This window comes from Bradyrhizobium sp. AZCC 1719, assembly GCF_036924525.1.
GTDB lineage: Bacteria > Pseudomonadota > Alphaproteobacteria > Rhizobiales > Xanthobacteraceae > Bradyrhizobium.
Window position 1 is genome coordinate 3563000 of the sequence record NZ_JAZHRU010000001.1, and the last position, 15835, is coordinate 3578834.

At 62.9% G+C, this 15835-nt stretch carries 16 protein-coding genes; 8 read left to right on the top strand and 8 right to left on the bottom strand.

Annotated features, from left to right (window positions below):
• Positions 1 to 5 precede the first annotated feature (5 nt).
• From V1292_RS16700 to V1292_RS16730, 7 genes are all read left to right on the top strand, one after another.
• Positions 6 to 299: an AMP-binding enzyme gene (locus tag V1292_RS16700; protein ID WP_334373815.1), complete on the top strand. Its 294-nt coding sequence runs from the start codon at positions 6 to 8 to the stop codon at positions 297 to 299.
• 322 nt (positions 300 to 621) lie between these two features.
• Positions 622 to 1881 (top strand): aromatic ring-hydroxylating oxygenase subunit alpha, encoded by a 1260-nt coding sequence (locus tag V1292_RS16705; RefSeq protein ID WP_334373817.1) that lies wholly within the window; start codon positions 622 to 624, stop codon positions 1879 to 1881.
• Positions 1881 to 2375 carry an aromatic-ring-hydroxylating dioxygenase subunit beta gene (locus V1292_RS16710; RefSeq protein WP_247514272.1) on the top strand — a complete coding sequence of 165 codons (495 nt, stop codon included), beginning with the start codon at positions 1881 to 1883 and terminating at the stop codon, positions 2373 to 2375. Before V1292_RS16705 ends, V1292_RS16710 begins: the two co-directional genes overlap by 1 nt.
• Positions 2376 to 2393: 18 nt before the next feature.
• Positions 2394 to 3188, top strand: a complete 795-nt coding sequence (locus tag V1292_RS16715) for an enoyl-CoA hydratase/isomerase family protein (protein WP_334373818.1) — start codon at positions 2394 to 2396, stop codon at positions 3186 to 3188.
• A 3-nt stretch (positions 3189 to 3191) separates the two neighbouring features.
• Positions 3192 to 3950, top strand: coding sequence for an SDR family NAD(P)-dependent oxidoreductase (locus V1292_RS16720; protein WP_334373819.1), 759 nt, complete (start codon positions 3192 to 3194; stop codon positions 3948 to 3950).
• A complete protein-coding gene (locus V1292_RS16725; RefSeq protein WP_334373820.1) occupies positions 3947 to 4882 on the top strand; it encodes an alpha/beta hydrolase in 936 nt (311 codons plus the stop codon). The genes V1292_RS16720 and V1292_RS16725 overlap by 4 nt, the downstream gene beginning before the upstream one ends.
• Positions 4879 to 6072, top strand: a complete 1194-nt coding sequence (locus V1292_RS16730; protein ID WP_334373821.1) for an acyl-CoA dehydrogenase family protein — start codon at positions 4879 to 4881, stop codon at positions 6070 to 6072. The genes V1292_RS16725 and V1292_RS16730 overlap by 4 nt, the downstream gene beginning before the upstream one ends.
• Positions 6073 to 6090: 18 nt before the next feature.
• Here the strand turns inward: V1292_RS16730 and V1292_RS16735 are convergent, their stop codons facing one another.
• The 8 genes from V1292_RS16735 to V1292_RS16770 are packed head-to-tail and all read right to left on the bottom strand — an operon-like array spanning position 6091 to position 14846.
• The gene (locus V1292_RS16735; protein WP_334373822.1) at positions 6091 to 6837 is read right to left on the bottom strand and encodes an NAD(P)H-dependent oxidoreductase; all 747 of its coding nucleotides are present in this window, start codon (positions 6835 to 6837) and stop codon (positions 6091 to 6093) included.
• 7 nt (positions 6838 to 6844) lie between these two features.
• Positions 6845 to 8002: an ABC transporter substrate-binding protein gene (locus V1292_RS16740; protein ID WP_334373823.1), complete on the bottom strand. Its 1158-nt coding sequence runs from the start codon at positions 8000 to 8002 to the stop codon at positions 6845 to 6847.
• A 30-nt stretch (positions 8003 to 8032) separates the two neighbouring features.
• Complete coding sequence (locus V1292_RS16745; RefSeq protein WP_334373824.1) at positions 8033 to 9079, bottom strand: branched-chain amino acid ABC transporter permease; 1047 nt, start codon at positions 9077 to 9079, stop codon at positions 8033 to 8035.
• 3 nt (positions 9080 to 9082) lie between these two features.
• On the bottom strand, positions 9083 to 9955 hold the full coding sequence (locus V1292_RS16750; protein WP_334373825.1) for a branched-chain amino acid ABC transporter permease: 873 nt from the start codon (positions 9953 to 9955) through the stop codon (positions 9083 to 9085).
• Positions 9955 to 11889: an AMP-dependent synthetase/ligase gene (locus V1292_RS16755; RefSeq protein WP_334373826.1), complete on the bottom strand. Its 1935-nt coding sequence runs from the start codon at positions 11887 to 11889 to the stop codon at positions 9955 to 9957. The genes V1292_RS16750 and V1292_RS16755 overlap by 1 nt, the downstream gene beginning before the upstream one ends.
• Positions 11889 to 12683: an ABC transporter ATP-binding protein gene (locus V1292_RS16760; protein ID WP_334373827.1), complete on the bottom strand. Its 795-nt coding sequence runs from the start codon at positions 12681 to 12683 to the stop codon at positions 11889 to 11891. Before V1292_RS16760 ends, V1292_RS16755 begins: the two co-directional genes overlap by 1 nt.
• Entirely contained in the window at positions 12680 to 13528 is an 849-nt protein-coding gene (locus V1292_RS16765; protein WP_334373828.1) for an ABC transporter ATP-binding protein, read from the bottom strand. Before V1292_RS16765 ends, V1292_RS16760 begins: the two co-directional genes overlap by 4 nt.
• 10 nt (positions 13529 to 13538) lie before the next feature.
• On the bottom strand, positions 13539 to 14846 hold the full coding sequence (locus V1292_RS16770; RefSeq protein WP_334373829.1) for a phytoene desaturase family protein: 1308 nt from the start codon (positions 14844 to 14846) through the stop codon (positions 13539 to 13541).
• A gap of 248 nt (positions 14847 to 15094) precedes the next feature.
• Here V1292_RS16770 and V1292_RS16775 point away from each other — a divergent pair, with 248 nt between their 5' ends.
• Entirely contained in the window at positions 15095 to 15724 is a 630-nt protein-coding gene (locus tag V1292_RS16775) for a TetR/AcrR family transcriptional regulator (RefSeq protein ID WP_334373830.1), read from the top strand.
• Positions 15725 to 15835: the final 111 nt, after the last annotated feature.

Sequence of the window (15835 nt, forward strand, 5' to 3'; positions counted from 1 at the left end):
CGCTCTTGTCCAAGTGTTACGTCAGATGCGTCTTCAGGGCGAGCCATCCCGGAGGAGGGGGCAGAACAACAGCGTCCGCTACCCGGCCCGAAGCTGAACGCCCGGCGGACAGCCCGTTGACGATCGAGGATGTGATCGCAACCGCTCAAGGAGGGATCGCGGGCTACAAGAAGCCCAAGCACGTCTTCCTGGTCGATGACCTCCCGCGAAACGGTACCGGCAAAGTCTTGAAACACGAGCTGCGTATGCGCGCGGAACGATGGCTGCGTCCTCCGTCTGAAGCGACCCCGACGCGCTGATCGAGCGCAAGACCGTCCGTGCAATATCGCCAAGGTAAGGCCGGAGAGGGTGGCCATGAATCAGGAACCTGGAGTCGCGTTGCTGGTGGGAGTCGGCGACGCAATCGGAGCCGCCGTCGCGCGCCGCTTCGCGGCCGCGAACTACAAGGTATGCATCACAGCATTACCGTGGTCCGGATTGCAGCAGCATCCTGCTTCTTGATTGGGCTTGAAAGCGGCAATAGGCGGTGCTAATAGTTAAACGGTCGTTCGGATTATTTATGGCGCCGGCGCACCCCGCTGAGGACGGCGGCGGCTTGGCCTGCGTGTGGGAGGAGCAGCGATGAACGTGATGCCGCGCGCGTCGCAGTGGAAGGAGTTGATCCGCGCCGATCGGGTGCACGGCTCGCTCTACAGCGATCCGGCGATCTTCGAGGCCGAACTGCAGAACATTTGGTACCGCACCTGGGTCTATGTCGGGCACGAGAGCGAGGTGCCGAACGCCAACGACTACGTCGTCAAGTCGATCGGCCCGCAATCTGTCATCATGACCCGCGACGAGCAGGGCAGGGTCAATCTGTTGCTCAACCGCTGTTCGCACCGCGGCAATCAGGTCTGCTCCTACGACCGTGGCAACGCGCGTTCCTTTACCTGCCCATTTCACTCCTGGACTTTTGCCAATGACGGCCGGCTGGTCGGCTATGCATTTCCCGATGGCTATGAGGGCCAGGACAAGTCGCAGCTTGCGCTCGGCCGCGTCACCCGCGTGGAATCCTATCGCGGTTTCGTGTTCGGATCCTTTGCCGCGGAAGGGCCGACATTGAAGGAACATCTCGGAGGCGCCGCGGAGACGATCGATCGCCTGGTGCGCACGTCGCCGGAGGGGGAAGTCGAGATCACGGCAGGTTTTCTCAAGCACCGCGTGAAAGCCAACTGGAAATTCATCCTTGAGAACGAGTGCGATGGTTATCATCCGGCCTTCGTGCACTCGTCGATCTTCGGCGTTGCCGACAGCGCGATCGGAAAACTCTATGGCGGCGCGTCCACCGCGCTGACGCGCGACTATGGTGGTGGCCACACCGAAATCGACCTGCGCCCCGAGTTTCGCAAGCGCGATGCGCCCATGAGCTGGTTCGGCACAACGGCCGAGCGGTTGCCGGACTATGCCGCGCGCATGAATGCGGCCTATGGCGACAAGGCAGCGCGCGAGATCATGATCGACGGCACGCCGCATGTGATGATCTTCCCAAACCTGTTCATCGCCGAAATCCAGATGTTCGTGATCCAGCCGCTCGCCGTCGACGACAGCGTGCAGCACGTCACCGCGCTGCAGTTCAAGAGCGCTCCCGACCTGAACCGCCGCCTGCGGCAGCAGACCATGGGCTCGGTCGGCCCCGCCGGTTTCCTGCTGGCCGACGATTCCGAAATGTACGAGCGCTGCCACCGCGGCGTACTGGCGCGCAACCCGGAATGGATCTACCTCGGCCGCGGCGAGAAGCGCGAGCGCACCGACGAGCACGGCTACAAGGTCGGCCATGTCACCGACGAGATTCCCTCGCGCGGAATCTGGCGTCACTATCGCGAATTGATGGAGGCGCGCTGATGCTGTCGCGCGAGAGCGACGCCACGCTGTTGAATGCCGTCACCGCCTTCATCTACAGGGAGGCGCGCTTTCAGGACGAGCATCAATATGAGGCCTGGGAAGCGCTGTGGACCGACGACGGGGTCTACTGGGTGCCGGCCAACGGCGTTGACATCGATCCGGAAAAGGAGATGTCGATCATCTACGACAATCGCTCGCGCATCGCCTTGCGCGTCAGGCAGTTGATGACGGGCAAGCATCATACCCAATCGCCGCAATCGCGGCTGCGGCGGCTCGTCTCCAACATCGAACTTCTGGACCGGCAGCCGGGCGGCGACATATCGGTCGCCAGCAACAGCATGATCTTCGAGTCAAGCCTGCGTGACGACACAGTGTGGGCCGCACGTAACGAGTATCGTCTGCGCCATGTCGATGGCGAGCTGCGGATGGCCTACAAGAAGGTGGTGCTGGTCAACAACGAGAAAGCGCTGTTCACGCTTTCCTTCCTGATCTGATCTCGGGAGAAGACGGCGATGACCGACAAGGCTCCGGTTCTGCTCGATATCAGCGATGGCATCGCGAGGTTGCGGCTTAACCGGCCGGATGTGGCGAACGGCATGAGCGCCGAATTGTTGAGCGCGCTGTGCGACGCCATCATGACCTGCCATGGCCACCCGGATCTGCGCGTGGTGCTGTTGTCGGGTGAGGGCGCCAATTTCTGCGCGGGCGGAGACGTTCGCGCCTTTGCGTCCAAAGGCGAGAAGCTGCCGGATTATATTCGTCAGGCGACGGCCTATCTGCAGAACGCGGTGACGGGCCTGCTGCGGCTGGAGGCGCCGGTGATTGCTTCCGTGCAGGGGTTTGCGGCGGGCGGCGGCGGTTTTGGGCTGGTCTGCGCCTCCGATATCGTGATCGCCGCGGAGTCGGCAAAATTTCTTGCCGGCGCGACGCGCGTGGCCATGGCGCCGGATGCCGGCGTGTCGGTGACGCTGTCGCGGCTGGTCGGCCTGCGCCGGGCAATGTCGATCCTCTTGATCAATCCCGTGATCTCGGCGGCGGAAGCCCTGGAAATGGGAATCGTCACGAAGGTCGTGCCCGATGGCGAGCTTGCCGTTGCTTCGCTGACGTTGGCCAAAGAACTGGCAGCCGGCGCGCCAAAGGCGCTGGCTGCGACCAAGCGTCTGGTCTGGGCCGGGACCGGCACAAGCGTCGAACAATGCCTTTCGGAGGAAGCGCGCACGGTCGCCGAGCTTTCGGGCATGGCCGATGCCCGCGAAGGCCTTGCCGCCGTGATCGAGCGGCGCAAGCCAAAATTTACCGGACGCTAGCAAATGTCCGCCAAGAGCACACTGGCTTTCGGACGGCTGGATGGCCGCCGCGCCTTCGTGTCCGGCGGCGCGAACGGCATCGGCGCGGCGATCGTGCGGAGCTTTGCGGAAGCCGGCGCCAGGGTCGCGATCGGCGATCTAGATTCGGCTAGCGCCACCGCGCTGGCCGGGCAGGTGGGGGCCGTCGCGGCGAAGCTCGACGTCAGCGATGCCGCCGCGGTGGGTGCGATGATGTCGCAACACGGCCCGTTCGATATCATCGTCAACAATGCCGGCGTCGACCAGCATGCCTTCTTCACCGACACCACGCCGCAGGACTGGGCAAGGCTGATCGGTATCAATCTCGTCTCGGCCTTTGCGTGCACGCATGCCGCCTTGCCGGCGATGCAGGCAGCTGGTTTCGGCCGCATCATCAATATCACTTCGGAGGCCGCCCGGCTGGGCTCGAGAGGTGGCGCGGTCTATTCCGCGGCGAAGGGGGGCGTCATCGCGTTCACCAAAAGCATCGCGCGGGAGAATGCGCGCTTTTGTATCACCGCGAATGCGATCGCGCCGGGGCCGATCCGCACGCCGATGCTGGAGCAGGCGGTGGCCAAAGGCGGCGACAAATTGCTTCACGCGATGACGGAAGCGACGCTGCTGCACCGGCTCGGCGAGCCCGAGGAGGTTGCCGCGGCGGCACTTTTCCTCGCCTCCGATCAGGCCGCCTACATCACCGGCGAGACGGTCGGCGTTTCCGGCGGCATGGGACTAAGTGCATGATCCGCGCCGGCGAACAGATCGTGATAAATCCGCTCGACCAGGCGATCGCGCGCATCCGCGCGGTCTATCGGAGCTGGAACCGCGATACGCCAGTCGCGCAGATGCGCCGGGATTGGGACGCTGCCTTCGCTGGCAATGTGACCGGCGTACATTGCGAGGCTCTCTCCATCGGCGGCATTTCCGGTGAATGGATTGTTCCGGCGCATGCGCCGTCAGCCAAGGCGGTGCTGTATTTCCACGGCGGCGGTTTTCGCATCGGATCGGTGGCGTCGCATCGCGGCCTGATTGCGCAAATCGCCGAGGCGAGCGGCTGTCGCGTACTGGCGATCGACTATCGGCTCGCGCCCGAGCATCGGTTTCCGGCCGCGTTGGACGACGCCCTGAGTGCCTGGCGCTGGTTGCTCGACCATGGCCTGAAGCCGGCCGATATCGCCCTTGCCGGCGATTCTGCCGGCGGCAATCTCGCGCTCGCCCTTATGTGCAGCCTCCGCGACCGTGGTTTGCCGCTGCCGGCTGCATCCGCACTGATGTCGCCATGGACCGATCTCACCGCAACCGGCGCCAGTTACGAAAATCGCGCCGAGGTCGATCCGATCCATCAGCGGGCGATGATCCTGGCGCTCGCGAAGAACTATCTGGGCCAGCAGGGCGATCCGCGCGATCCGCTGGCCTCGCCTCTGCACGCCGATCTCTCCGGACTGCCGTCGCTCCTCATTCAGGTCGGCGACCGCGAAACGGTGCGCGATGATTCGACGATGCTGGCGGACAAAGCGAGGGCTGCCGGCGTCGATGTCGGGCTTGAAGTCTGGGACGGCATGATCCACGTCTTCCAGATGTTTTCCGAGATTCCGCAAGGGCAGCAGGCGATCGGATCACTCGCAAGGTTTTTGCGTCAGCATCTTCACATCTCGGCCGAGAGGACAGCACAATGAACGTCATGGCCGCCGATCCCCGCCATTCGAACGAAGCCGAATTTCATTTCTCGGAGCAGCCCGGTCTTTCGGAAGAACTTCGGATGCTTCGCGAGCAAGTACGCCGCTTTGTCGAGAAGGAGGTGATACCTCATGGCGAGCAATGGGAGCGTGACGGCAAGATCCCGCGCGAAATTTTTCGCCGCATGGGCGCGCTCGGCTTCCTCGGCATGCGCCACGCCGCCGAATATGGCGGCACCGATATGGGCCCGCTGGCCTCGATGGTATTTGCCGAAGAGCTCGGCCGTTCCAGTTTCGGCGGCTTCACCTCGTCGACCCTGGTCCATACCGACATGTCGGCCGTTCACATCACGCTGCGCGGTACGGCGGAGCAGAAACAAAAATACCTGCCGGCGATCATTCGCGGCGAAGCTGTCTGTTCGATCGCCGTGACCGAGCCCGACGCGGGGTCCGACGTGGCGGGCCTGAAGACGCGCGCGCGCCGAGATGGCGATACCTGGATAATCAACGGCTCAAAAATGTTCATCACCAATGCCGTCTATGGCGATATCATGATCGTCGCCGCGCGCACCGATCCGAACGCCAAGGGCAGCCGCGGCATTTCGCTGTTCATCGTCGAGCGCAGCACGCCGGGCATCGCGGTGGCGAAGCTCGACAAGCATGGCTGGCTTTGCTCCGACACCGCCGAAATCGCGTTCCACGACGTGCGGATCCCTGCCGGAAATCTGGTCGGCGAAGAGGACCGCGGCTTCTACGGCATAATGGAGACGTTCCAGAACGAGCGCATCTGCATCGGCGGCATTTGCGCTGGCGAATGCGCCAAGGCCATCGAGCTGACGACGAATTATGTGAAGACCCGCCAGGCTTTTGGCGGTCCGTTGTGGAACCAGCAGGGCGTGCGCCTGAAGCTGGCAACGCTGGCGACCAAGGCGGCCGCGGCAAGGGCACTGGCGTATCACGCCGCCGAACTGGCCGAGGCGGGAAAGCCCTGCGAGCGCGAAGTCTCGATGGTGAAGGCGTTGTCGCCCGAGGTGCTGCACGAGGTCGTGCATGGCTGTCTGCAACTGCACGGCGGCACCGGCTTCATGCGGGGAACGCCGATCGAGCGCATGGTGCGCGACGCCCGCGTGCTGACCATCGGCGGCGGCGCCACCGAGGTGATGCTCGAAGAAGTCGCCAAGCGGATGTAGGCGCGGACTTAACCACTTCTATGGGGCGACCGCTTTTCCCTGACCGACCGCTCGCGGTGTGACGCCGGGCTTGAGTCGCCAGTTCGGACCGAAATCCTGCAAGGAATGAAAGAACAGCGGCTCCGTCGTCTCGATCTGCTGCAGTCTGGTTCCATACTCATCGAGATAGCGCCGCCGCACGGTCTCAGCGACGAAATTGACCGACCACGACACGAACGGCGGCAACACCTTGCAGCCCGCGTAGGCCAGTGCACCGCTCTGAATCGGCCACAGGATGACATCGAGCGCGCCGACCAACCCGTCTGCGGCGCACATATCGGGATAGGCTGCGGTGCTGGTCACGACCATGGCGCGCCGGCCTTTGAGTCCGCCGGTGTCATAGCGGCGGCCGCCGCCATAAACCGCGCCATTGACGAAGACGCGGTCGATCCAGCCTTTCATGATGGCTGGAACCGAGAACCACCAGAGCGGAAACTGCAGGATCAGCATGTCGCACCAAAGCAGCTTCTCGATCTCGCCTGCGATGTCATCGCTCAGGCTGCTCTTCTGGTAATTATGCTTCTGTTCACGGTCGTATTGCAGCACAGAGAGAAACCGCCGCTCGCGGAAGTCGTCGGCGGTGGCCACCGGATTGAAGCGCATGGTGTAGAGGTCGGAGATCCTGACCTCATGCCCGCACGCGGTCAGCACATCGACCGATCGCGCGAGAAGGGCACCATTGAATGACTGCGCTTCGTGATGGGCGTAGACGATCAGGACCTTCATGGCCGCCTCAGTTCACCGACTTGAAGCTGAGCGTCGAAAAATCCGCCTGCATGATCTGTAGCTTCTGGTTCGAGAAGCGCACGCCGGGGCCGAAGCTGATCGGCGCCATCACGCCGGTCTCGACGTTCTTGGTCTTCTCGAGCTCCGAAACGGTGCAGGCCCAGGTCGGCTGCTTGCCGCAGCGCTCGATCGCCGCGATCAGCACCTTTGCGGCGGCATAGCCGGTCATGGTGTAGCGGTTGATGCCCTTGAACTCGTTCTCCGACACCAGCGGCTTTGCCTTTTCCAGAAAGGCCTTGCCGGCCGCACTCGCGAACGGCTCAACATAATCCACCGCATAGATGCCGTCGCCTGCCGGACCCATCAGCTTGAGCACCGGCTCGACGCGGCCCGGCCAGAAGATTCCGGTCACGGGTTTCACGTTGAGCTTTTCCAGCTCCTTCATCATGGCGATGTTCTCGGCGATGATGCCGCCGGCCAGGAAGACGTCCGCGCCGGAGCCTTTCAGTTGCAGCATGTCGGACGAAAAGTCCTGCTGGCCCTTCTTGTAGTTGCCGCTGTAGACGACGTTGAGCTTCTTGGCCTTGACCACGGTGTCAAAACCGTCGCGCACGGTGATGCCGTAATCGTCGTCCTGCGTGATCAGGCCCCACTTCTTGCCGGGGTTCTTGTCCGCGAGATAGTTCACGAGATGGATGATGCCTTCCTCATAGGACTGGCCGACTACGAACACGTTCTTGCGCGGCGGCTCCCACAGGAATTTGACCGGAGCGACGTCGATCACGGTTGGAATCCCGGACTTTTCCAGCACCGGCATCACGGCAATGGATTGTCCGGAGCCGGAAATGCCGAGCAGGGCAAAGGCCTTGTCGACGTCGATGACCTTCTTCACGCCCTGGATGGTGCGGGCGGTGACGTAGCCGTCGTCCTCCAGGACGTATTTGATCTTGCGGCCGTTGATGCCGCCGGCATTGTTGGCCTCCGCGATCGCGATCTTGTGGCCGATCGAGGCGGCGACGCCGAGCAGCGCCGGCGGTCCGGTCAGGGGTTCGACGTCGCCGATCACAATCTCGGTGTCCGTTATTCCCTGTTCGGCGGCGAGCGCCACGCTGCTGGACAATGCCCCGGCGAGCAACAGCGACGCGGTCGCCAGATATGCCTTCATTGTTTCCTCCCTGGTTTGTTGATTTTCCGGTCAGTAACGCAGCGGCCAGTGCACCCATGTCCGCCTGATGTCGTGCCACGCGCCGACCAGGCCGCGCGGCTGGAAGCGCAGGAACAGGATGATGACGAGGCCGTAGAGCATGCTCTTCAGCTCCTGCGCGCCGGTCGAGAACATCGCGTCCATCTGCGTGCTGAACAGGCTGAAGACGATCCGCGTGGCCTCCGGCAGCAGCACGATCAGGATGGTCCCGAGCACGGCGCCGAGCGCGGAGCCGAGGCCGCCGACGATCAGGATCGCCAGCGCCTCGATGCTGAGCAGGAACGGAAAGCCTTCGACGCTGACGAAAGAGAGGTAGATGCCGTACAGCGCGCCAGCGATGCCGGTGATGAAGGCGGAGGTGACGAAAGCAAGCAGCTTGTAGGCATGCAAGTTGATGCCCATGACGCGGGCGGCGGTGTCGTTATCGCGGATCGCAACAAAAGCGCGCCCGACCCGGCTGCGGCGAATATTGAGCGTCGCGAACAGGGTTACAATGGCAAAGCCGAGACAGAGATGGGTGAAGGCGGCATCGCCATCAAAACTGATGCCGAGTAGCTCCGGGCGCTGTACTGCGATGCCGCGCGCGCCGTTTGTGAGCCAGCGCACTTCCAGGATTGCCGTATTGATGATGAAGGAGAACGCCAGCGTGGTGATAGCGAGATAGAGTCCTTTCAGGCGCAGTGACGGCGCGCCGACGATGAGGCTTGCGATCGCCGGAACGAGACCCGCACCGATAAAGCCGACCAATGGCGGCATCTGGTATTTTGAGACGAGAATGGCGTAGGCGTAGGCGCCGGTGACCAGAAAGCCGACATGGCCGAGCGAAATCAGTCCGGTATAGCCGGTAAGAATGTTCAGCCCGAGCGCGCCGACGACGGTGATCAGGATGATCGTGACAAAGGAGAGAGCGTAGGAATTCAGTGCGTAGGGCGCGACGATGAGGGCCACGACCAGCACCGCCGACCACATCCAGACCGGAGGTGAGTCGACCAGCGCGACGAGTTCGCCGTAGGTTTGTTTGTAGTCGCCGGTGCGCATCGGCTAGACCCTTTCGATATCGCGTTCGCCGAAGATGCCGAACGGGCGGATCATCAGCACCACGATGATCATGACGAAGCCCGCGACTTCCTTCATGCCGGAGCCGAGATAGCCGCCGGCGAGATTTTCCGTGATGCCGATCAAGAGGCCGCCGATGCCGGATCCGAGCACGGCATCGAGCCCGCCAAGGATGGTGGCGGGAAATGCCTTCAGGCCGAGCTGGAACATTGCAGGTGAAAGATCGTAGGAGATGGCGAAGAACACGCCGGCGATCCCTGCGATCACCGACGACGCGGCCCACGCCGCCGCATGCACCCGCGGCGCGCTGATGCCCATCAACAGCGCGGTCCGGTCGTCGGCCGCCACCGCGCGCATGGCGACGCCGAACTTGCTGTAGCGGAAGAACGCCCAGATGGCGACCAGCAGCAGGAGCAATGTCGTGATGACGGCGATCTGGCCGGTGCGGATGCCGATGGCGCCGAGGCGGACGATGTCCCGGCCGAAGCCGACATCGAGGCCGTGCGGATAGGCGTCCCAGATGAAATTGATCGAGGAGCGTAGGATCACCGCGAGCCCGATCGTGACCATCACGGTGGCGAACAGCGGTTCGCCCAACATCGGGCGCATCACCACGCGCTCGATGACGAGACCAAGCACGATCGCGGCGATGATCGCGCCGATGGAAACCAGGAACAAATTGCCGCCGGCCGTGGTTGAGATGGTCCAGGCGATATACGCGATGATCATGGTCATCTCGCCCTGCGCGAAATTGACCAGGCCAGTGGATTTGTAGATCACCGCAAATCCCATCGCGATCAGGCCGTAGATGGCACCGATGGCAAGGCCGGAGATCAGGAGCTGCGTAAGGTACTGCATCAGGCCTCCGCCGGATAAATGATGGCAAGCTCGCGCGCAAACTTCTTCTCGATCATGGCGCGGCGAACCTTCTGGGTCGCCGTGAGCTCGCCGTCGTCGTGGTCGAGCTCCTTTTCCAGGATGGCGAAGCGGCGGATGTTTTCGACCCGCGCGAAGCGCTTGTTGGTCTCGTTGACGATGCGCTCGACCAACTCATGCACCGCGGGGAGTTGCGACAGCGATTTGTAGTTGGTGTAGGGCAGGGCCCTGTCGCGCGCCCAGCGCCCGACATTGTCGTAGTCGACCTGGACGATGGCGCCGAGATACTTCTTTGCCTCGCCGACCACGATGGCTTCCTTGATGAACTCGCTGTCTTTCAGCGCGTTCTCAATCTCAGAAGGCGCGATGTTCTTGCCGCCGGCGGTAATGATGATCGCCTTCTTGCGGTCGACCACGGCTATCTCGCCATTGTCGAGGACATCGATGATGTCGCCGGTACGCAGCCAGCCGCCGGGTTCGAGAGAGGCGGTCGATGCGTTCTCGTCGAGGAAATAACCTTTGAAGACGCCGGGATTCTTCAGGAGGATCTCGCCGTCGCTGTCCTGCTTCCATTCCGTGTGTGGTAACGGCAGGCCGCAGCCGCCGAGCCGGTGGTGGCTGTCGGTCTGGATGAAGGCGACGCCGCCGGATTCGGTCAGGCCATAGCCCTGCGACACCGGGCGCCCGATGATGTCGAAGAACCGCAGCGTCTCCGGCGAGATCGAAGCGCCGGCGCACAGCCGGTGGCGGCTGCGGGCAAACCCGAGATGGCGCTGGATGTTGCGGAACATCAGGAGGTACAGCGCTGCATAGGTCAAACGGTGCAGCCAGTTTTCCGATCCGTCCTGCCGGCGGTCCGACAGCTTGCGGCCCCAGGCCAGACAGGCATTGGTAAAACGCTGACGCAGCTTGCCGCTTTCGCCGAGCCGGAACAGAAAGCCCTGCTGCAGCTTTTCGTAGATCCGCGGCACGCCGACGAAGAAGGTCGGCGCGATCTCGCGGATATTGAGCGCCACCGTGTCGATCGATTCGGCAAAGCTGACGGTGCCGCCAAGGACAAGCTGCGTCACCGCCCCGTAGCAGCGCTCGGCGACGTGGCAGAGCGGCAGATAGCTCACCGCCTCAAACGGCTTGTCCGCGATGCCGACCGTCTCGGCATAGACATAGGCGGCGTAGATCAGGTTGTGGTGGGTGAGCATCGCGCCCTTGGGCGGACCTGTCGTGCCCGAGGTGTAGACGAGAATGCAGACGTCGTCGGGCGCGCCTTGCGTGATCAAGCGGTCCAGCGTCGCGTCGGCATCAGGATTGTCGCGTGCAAAGGTCCTGCCGCGCTCGCAGAGCTGTTCGAATGACATCAACTGCGATTGTCGGTAGTTGCGCAAGCCCTTGGTGTCGATGCAGACAATGGCCTCGAGCGCGGGCAAGCCGTCCTGGTTGGCCAGTGCGTCGAGCACCTTGTCGGTCTGCTCCTGATCGCCCGTGATGATGACGCGCGAGCCGGAATGGCGGACGATGTATTGCAGCTCGACCCAGGGATTGGTCGGGTAGATGCCAACCGCAACAGCGCCGATCATCTGGGTGCCGAGATCGGCATAGAACCATTCAGGCGTATTCTCGCCGGCGATCGCCACGCGGTCGCCGGGCTTGATGCCGAGCGACATCAGCCCGAGTGCGACCGCACGCGCGGTCTCGTAATAGTGATTCCACGAATAGGGATTCCAGATGCCGTATTCCTTCTCGCGCAACGCAAGCCTGTCGCGATGCAGGGCGGCGCGCTGACGCAACAGCTGCGGAATGGTGATGGCGGCATCCCTTAGCGCAACCCGCAGCTGGCTGGAGCCGGATGATTGCGCGGCCGCTTTTGCGGTTGCTTGCATCGGCGGGTGTACCGTTCGCATCGTGTCCAGCGTCGACATCAGGCGTTCACCCTGGTCTGCGCCGCGGGGCGGTGGCCGCCGAGATAGGCTTCCGCGACAGTCGGGTTCTGCCTCACTTCGGCGGGCGTTCCTTCGGCGATCTTGCGGCCGAAATTGAGGACGTGAACGCGGTCGGAGATGTCCATCACGATCCGCATCTCGTGCTCGATCATCAGCACGGTGATTCCGAGCTCGTCGCGGATATCGAGCACGAAGCGCGCGATATCCTCGGTCTCCTCCTGGTTCATGCCGGAAACCATTTCGTCGAGCAGCAGCAGTTTTGGCTCGCAAGCCAGCGCACGCGCCAGTTCGACGCGCTTCTGCTGACCGTAGGACAGTGTTCCCACCACGGCGTCACGGATGTGCTCGATCTCGAGGAATTCGATGATGTGCTCGATGCGCTGCCGCGCCTCGATTTCCTCCCGCCGGGTGCGGCCGAAATACAGCACGGCGTGGAGCACGTTGGAGCGCAGATGGGTATGGCTGCCGGTCAGGATGTTCTCGACCACGGTGCCGTGCTTGAACAACGCGAGATTCTGAAACGTGCGCCCGATGCCGATCGCGGCGAAGCGCCAGGGCGAGATGGTCGAAAGGTCGCTGCCGTCGAATACGATGCGGCCGCCGCTCGGCCGCAGCACGCCGGATATCATGTTGAACAGCGTAGTCTTGCCGGCACCGTTAGGGCCGATCACGCTGCAGATTTCGCCGGCAGCGACATCTAGGCTGACATCGGCGACGGCCTGCAGCCCGCCAAAGCGCTTGCTGAGAATTTCGGCCCTGAGCAGCGCCGTCACGACAGCCACCTCTTGCGCCGCTTGTAGTGCTTGACATCACGCAGGCTCTTGCGGCCGGAGGAGGAAACGCCGAGATAGAATTCGCGGACGTCCTCGTTGGCGGAAAGCTTTTGCGCCGTGCCATCAAGCACGACGCGCCCGGTTTCCAGGATGTAGGCGTAGTCTGCGATGTCGAGCGCCCGCTGCGCGTTCTGCTCGACCAGCAGCACCGTCATCTTCATCTCACTGCGCAGGCGGACGATCACCTCATAGATGCGGTCGATGATGAGCGGCGCGAGTCCCAGTGACGGCTCGTCGAGCGCCAGCAGCACCGGATCGGTCATCAGGGCGCGGCCGATCGCCAGCATCTGCTGCTCGCCGCCAGACATGTAGCCCGCGATCTGCTCGCGGCGTTCGAACAGCCGGGGAAACAGCGCAAAAACCTTGTCGCGCCGCTCGCGCGCCTCGGCCTTGCTCCTTGTATAGCCGCCCATCTGCAGGTTTTCCTCGATGGTCAGCGCCGGGAAGACGCGGCGGCCCTCGGGCACCTGCACGATGCCGCGCCGCACCAGCTCGTCGGGGGCGAGGCGGTGCACCTCGTCGTTGCGGAAGCGGACCGCGCCGTTCTCGATCGCGCCTTCCTCGGTGTGGAGAATGCCCGACATTGCTTTGAGCAGTGTCGATTTGCCGGCGCCATTGGAGCCGAGCAGGGCGACAATGCCGCCCTCGGGGACGGCAATCGACACATCGCGGATCGCCTCGATCGCGTCGTCATAGACGATGCGGATGTTGCGGAATTCGAGCAGCGCGGGCCTCTCGGGTGCCGTTTCTTCTCCCATCGCGCGGGTCTGGGTTGCCAGGGTCATCGCAGCGCTCTCAGCCGGCCAGCGGCACGCGCGGCCGCCGGGCGAGGATCGCATCGGTGACCAGCTTGGCCGTTTCCGCGCACGCCTGCGTACCGCCATTGCCATATTGCTTGACGGCATCGCCGACGCACCACAGGCCATCGATCCCGGTCTCGCGTGGAAGATCGTAACCGGCGCAGCTTCGTTGCGCCGGCCAATCGTCGCGCATCACGCGGATCGACAGGATTTTTGCCTTGTCGAAATTCGCAAACTGCTCGCGCAGGTCCTCCAGCGCCAGCGCGGTTTCTGCTTCTGAGTCGAAGTCGCCGAGTGCGGGGACAGGCACGGCATAAGCGACATAAAGATGCCAGCCGGCCGGCGCCAGTTCCGGGCAGGTCGCGGTGAGGTTCGCCATGTTGCAGAGCCGGCGCGTCTTGCCAAAAGTGACGATGCCCGGGTGCGAGATCAGCGGCTCGTGGCTTGCGATATTGATGACGATGTTGGCGGCCGGGCGCAGGTCCCTGCGCACGCGTTCGACATAGTCAGGCGGAAACGCCGCTTCGCCGCCGAGCGTGACGGTTGCCTTGGGACCGGCATTGCTGATGATGAGGTCGGTATCGATCCGCACCTCCCGGCCGTCCCGCATGACGCTGACCCCGTCGACGCGGCCGCCGCTGCTGTGAATCTTGACCGCCGGCGTCGCGAGCCAGATGTCGCCATTGCGTCTGATCACCGAGGCCAGCGAATTCCAGACGCCGATCGTTCCCTGCGGACAAAAGCCGAAGCGCTTGAATGCACCCTTGCTGGTGAAATAAGTGAGGAAGGCGCGCGCCGGCAGTTCGGCCGCGTTGCAGGCGAAGATCGACGCGCAAAGGTTACGGAAGAGGGCGTGTACGGTGGCGTTGCTGGTGTAGCCCTTCAACCAGTCTTCGGTTGATTGGCGCCCATCCGGCAGGTTGCCGGAGCGGGCGTCGGCGAATTTTTCCAGGATGCGCGAAGCCTGCTTGGTGAGTTGTCCAAGCAGCAGCGACCAGCCGCCGCGGCCGACATCGATCAGCTTGCCGTCGATGAAGAAGGAACTTGCGGGTTCGGGCGCACGGATGTCGAGGGGGGCGCCGACCGTGTGAAAAGTCTCCTCGAACACCCCGCCGAATTCGATGGCGATCGCGCCGATATTGACCTGAAAGCCGTCGATCTCTTCAGTTGAGGCGCGCCCGCCAATCCGGTCCTTGTCGTCGATCACAAGCGTGTGTAGCCCGGCATGAGCCAGCCGGGCCGCTGCACAAAGCCCACCGGCGCCGGCACCGATCACCACAACATCCACCCGTTGCTGGTTCACAGCCAATCCTCCCGAGAGCCGCGGCCGCCAGTTCGAGCCGACGTGTCCGGCTTGTCTTTGGGAAGGAGGATATTATAATCCGACTGTCCGTTCAATCAATTTTTTGATCTAAGTCAATTCGATCGAGCGACCTTCTGGGTTGCGGTGGATTGAGCGTACGGCAGCAAGCCTTTGCTAGGCCGTTGGTGTAGGAAAAGAAGTGCGGTGCATCGGACGGTGCCGGTGGCCGGAACAATTGAGAGCTTAGGATGGCCCGGACGCGCTCGGAGAATTACGACGACATTCAGCGCGGCATCCTGACGGCTGCCTGCGATCTGTTTGCCAAGCAGGGATACATGCGTGCCTCGATCGCGGAACTGGCTGACGCCTGCAAGCTGTCACGGGGCGCGCTCTATCACTATTTCGAGTCCAAGGAAGCGATCCTGTTCGCGATCCTGGATGCGCATGTCCGCCAGATGATCGCCGATGTCGAAGCGGCGATGGCCCGCCAATCCACGACGGTGGACCGCTTCCGCGCCGCTATCCGCGCCATCGTCGAGCTCAACGCGCGCTCGTCGAACGAGCAGCGCCTGATCCTGAACGATCTATCTTTCCTTGCTCAAGCCGAACAGCAGGCCATAAAGACGCTGGAGCGCCAGCTGGTCGACACCATCTCGGATCTGCTGATCCGACTCGATACGGAGGGCAAGATCGTCAAACGGTCGAAGAAGGTCTACACCATGATGTTGTTCGGCATGCTCAACTTCAGCCACACCTGGTACGATCCCAAAGGCGACATCGAGCCGCAGGAATTCGCCGACATGGTGGTGGACCTGTTCCTACACGGTTTTACAGCGCCGGCCGCGACAGGGGCGCCCTCCCGCAGGCAACATGCCTGAACTCAACTTTTTGCCATCAGCGCGAAATAGCTCGGTTTCGTCGCTTAAGCTGCACGAAGGTACGAAAACAGTGCCTCCGCAGTAGTAGGTTTCACGAAGTAGCGGACCAGC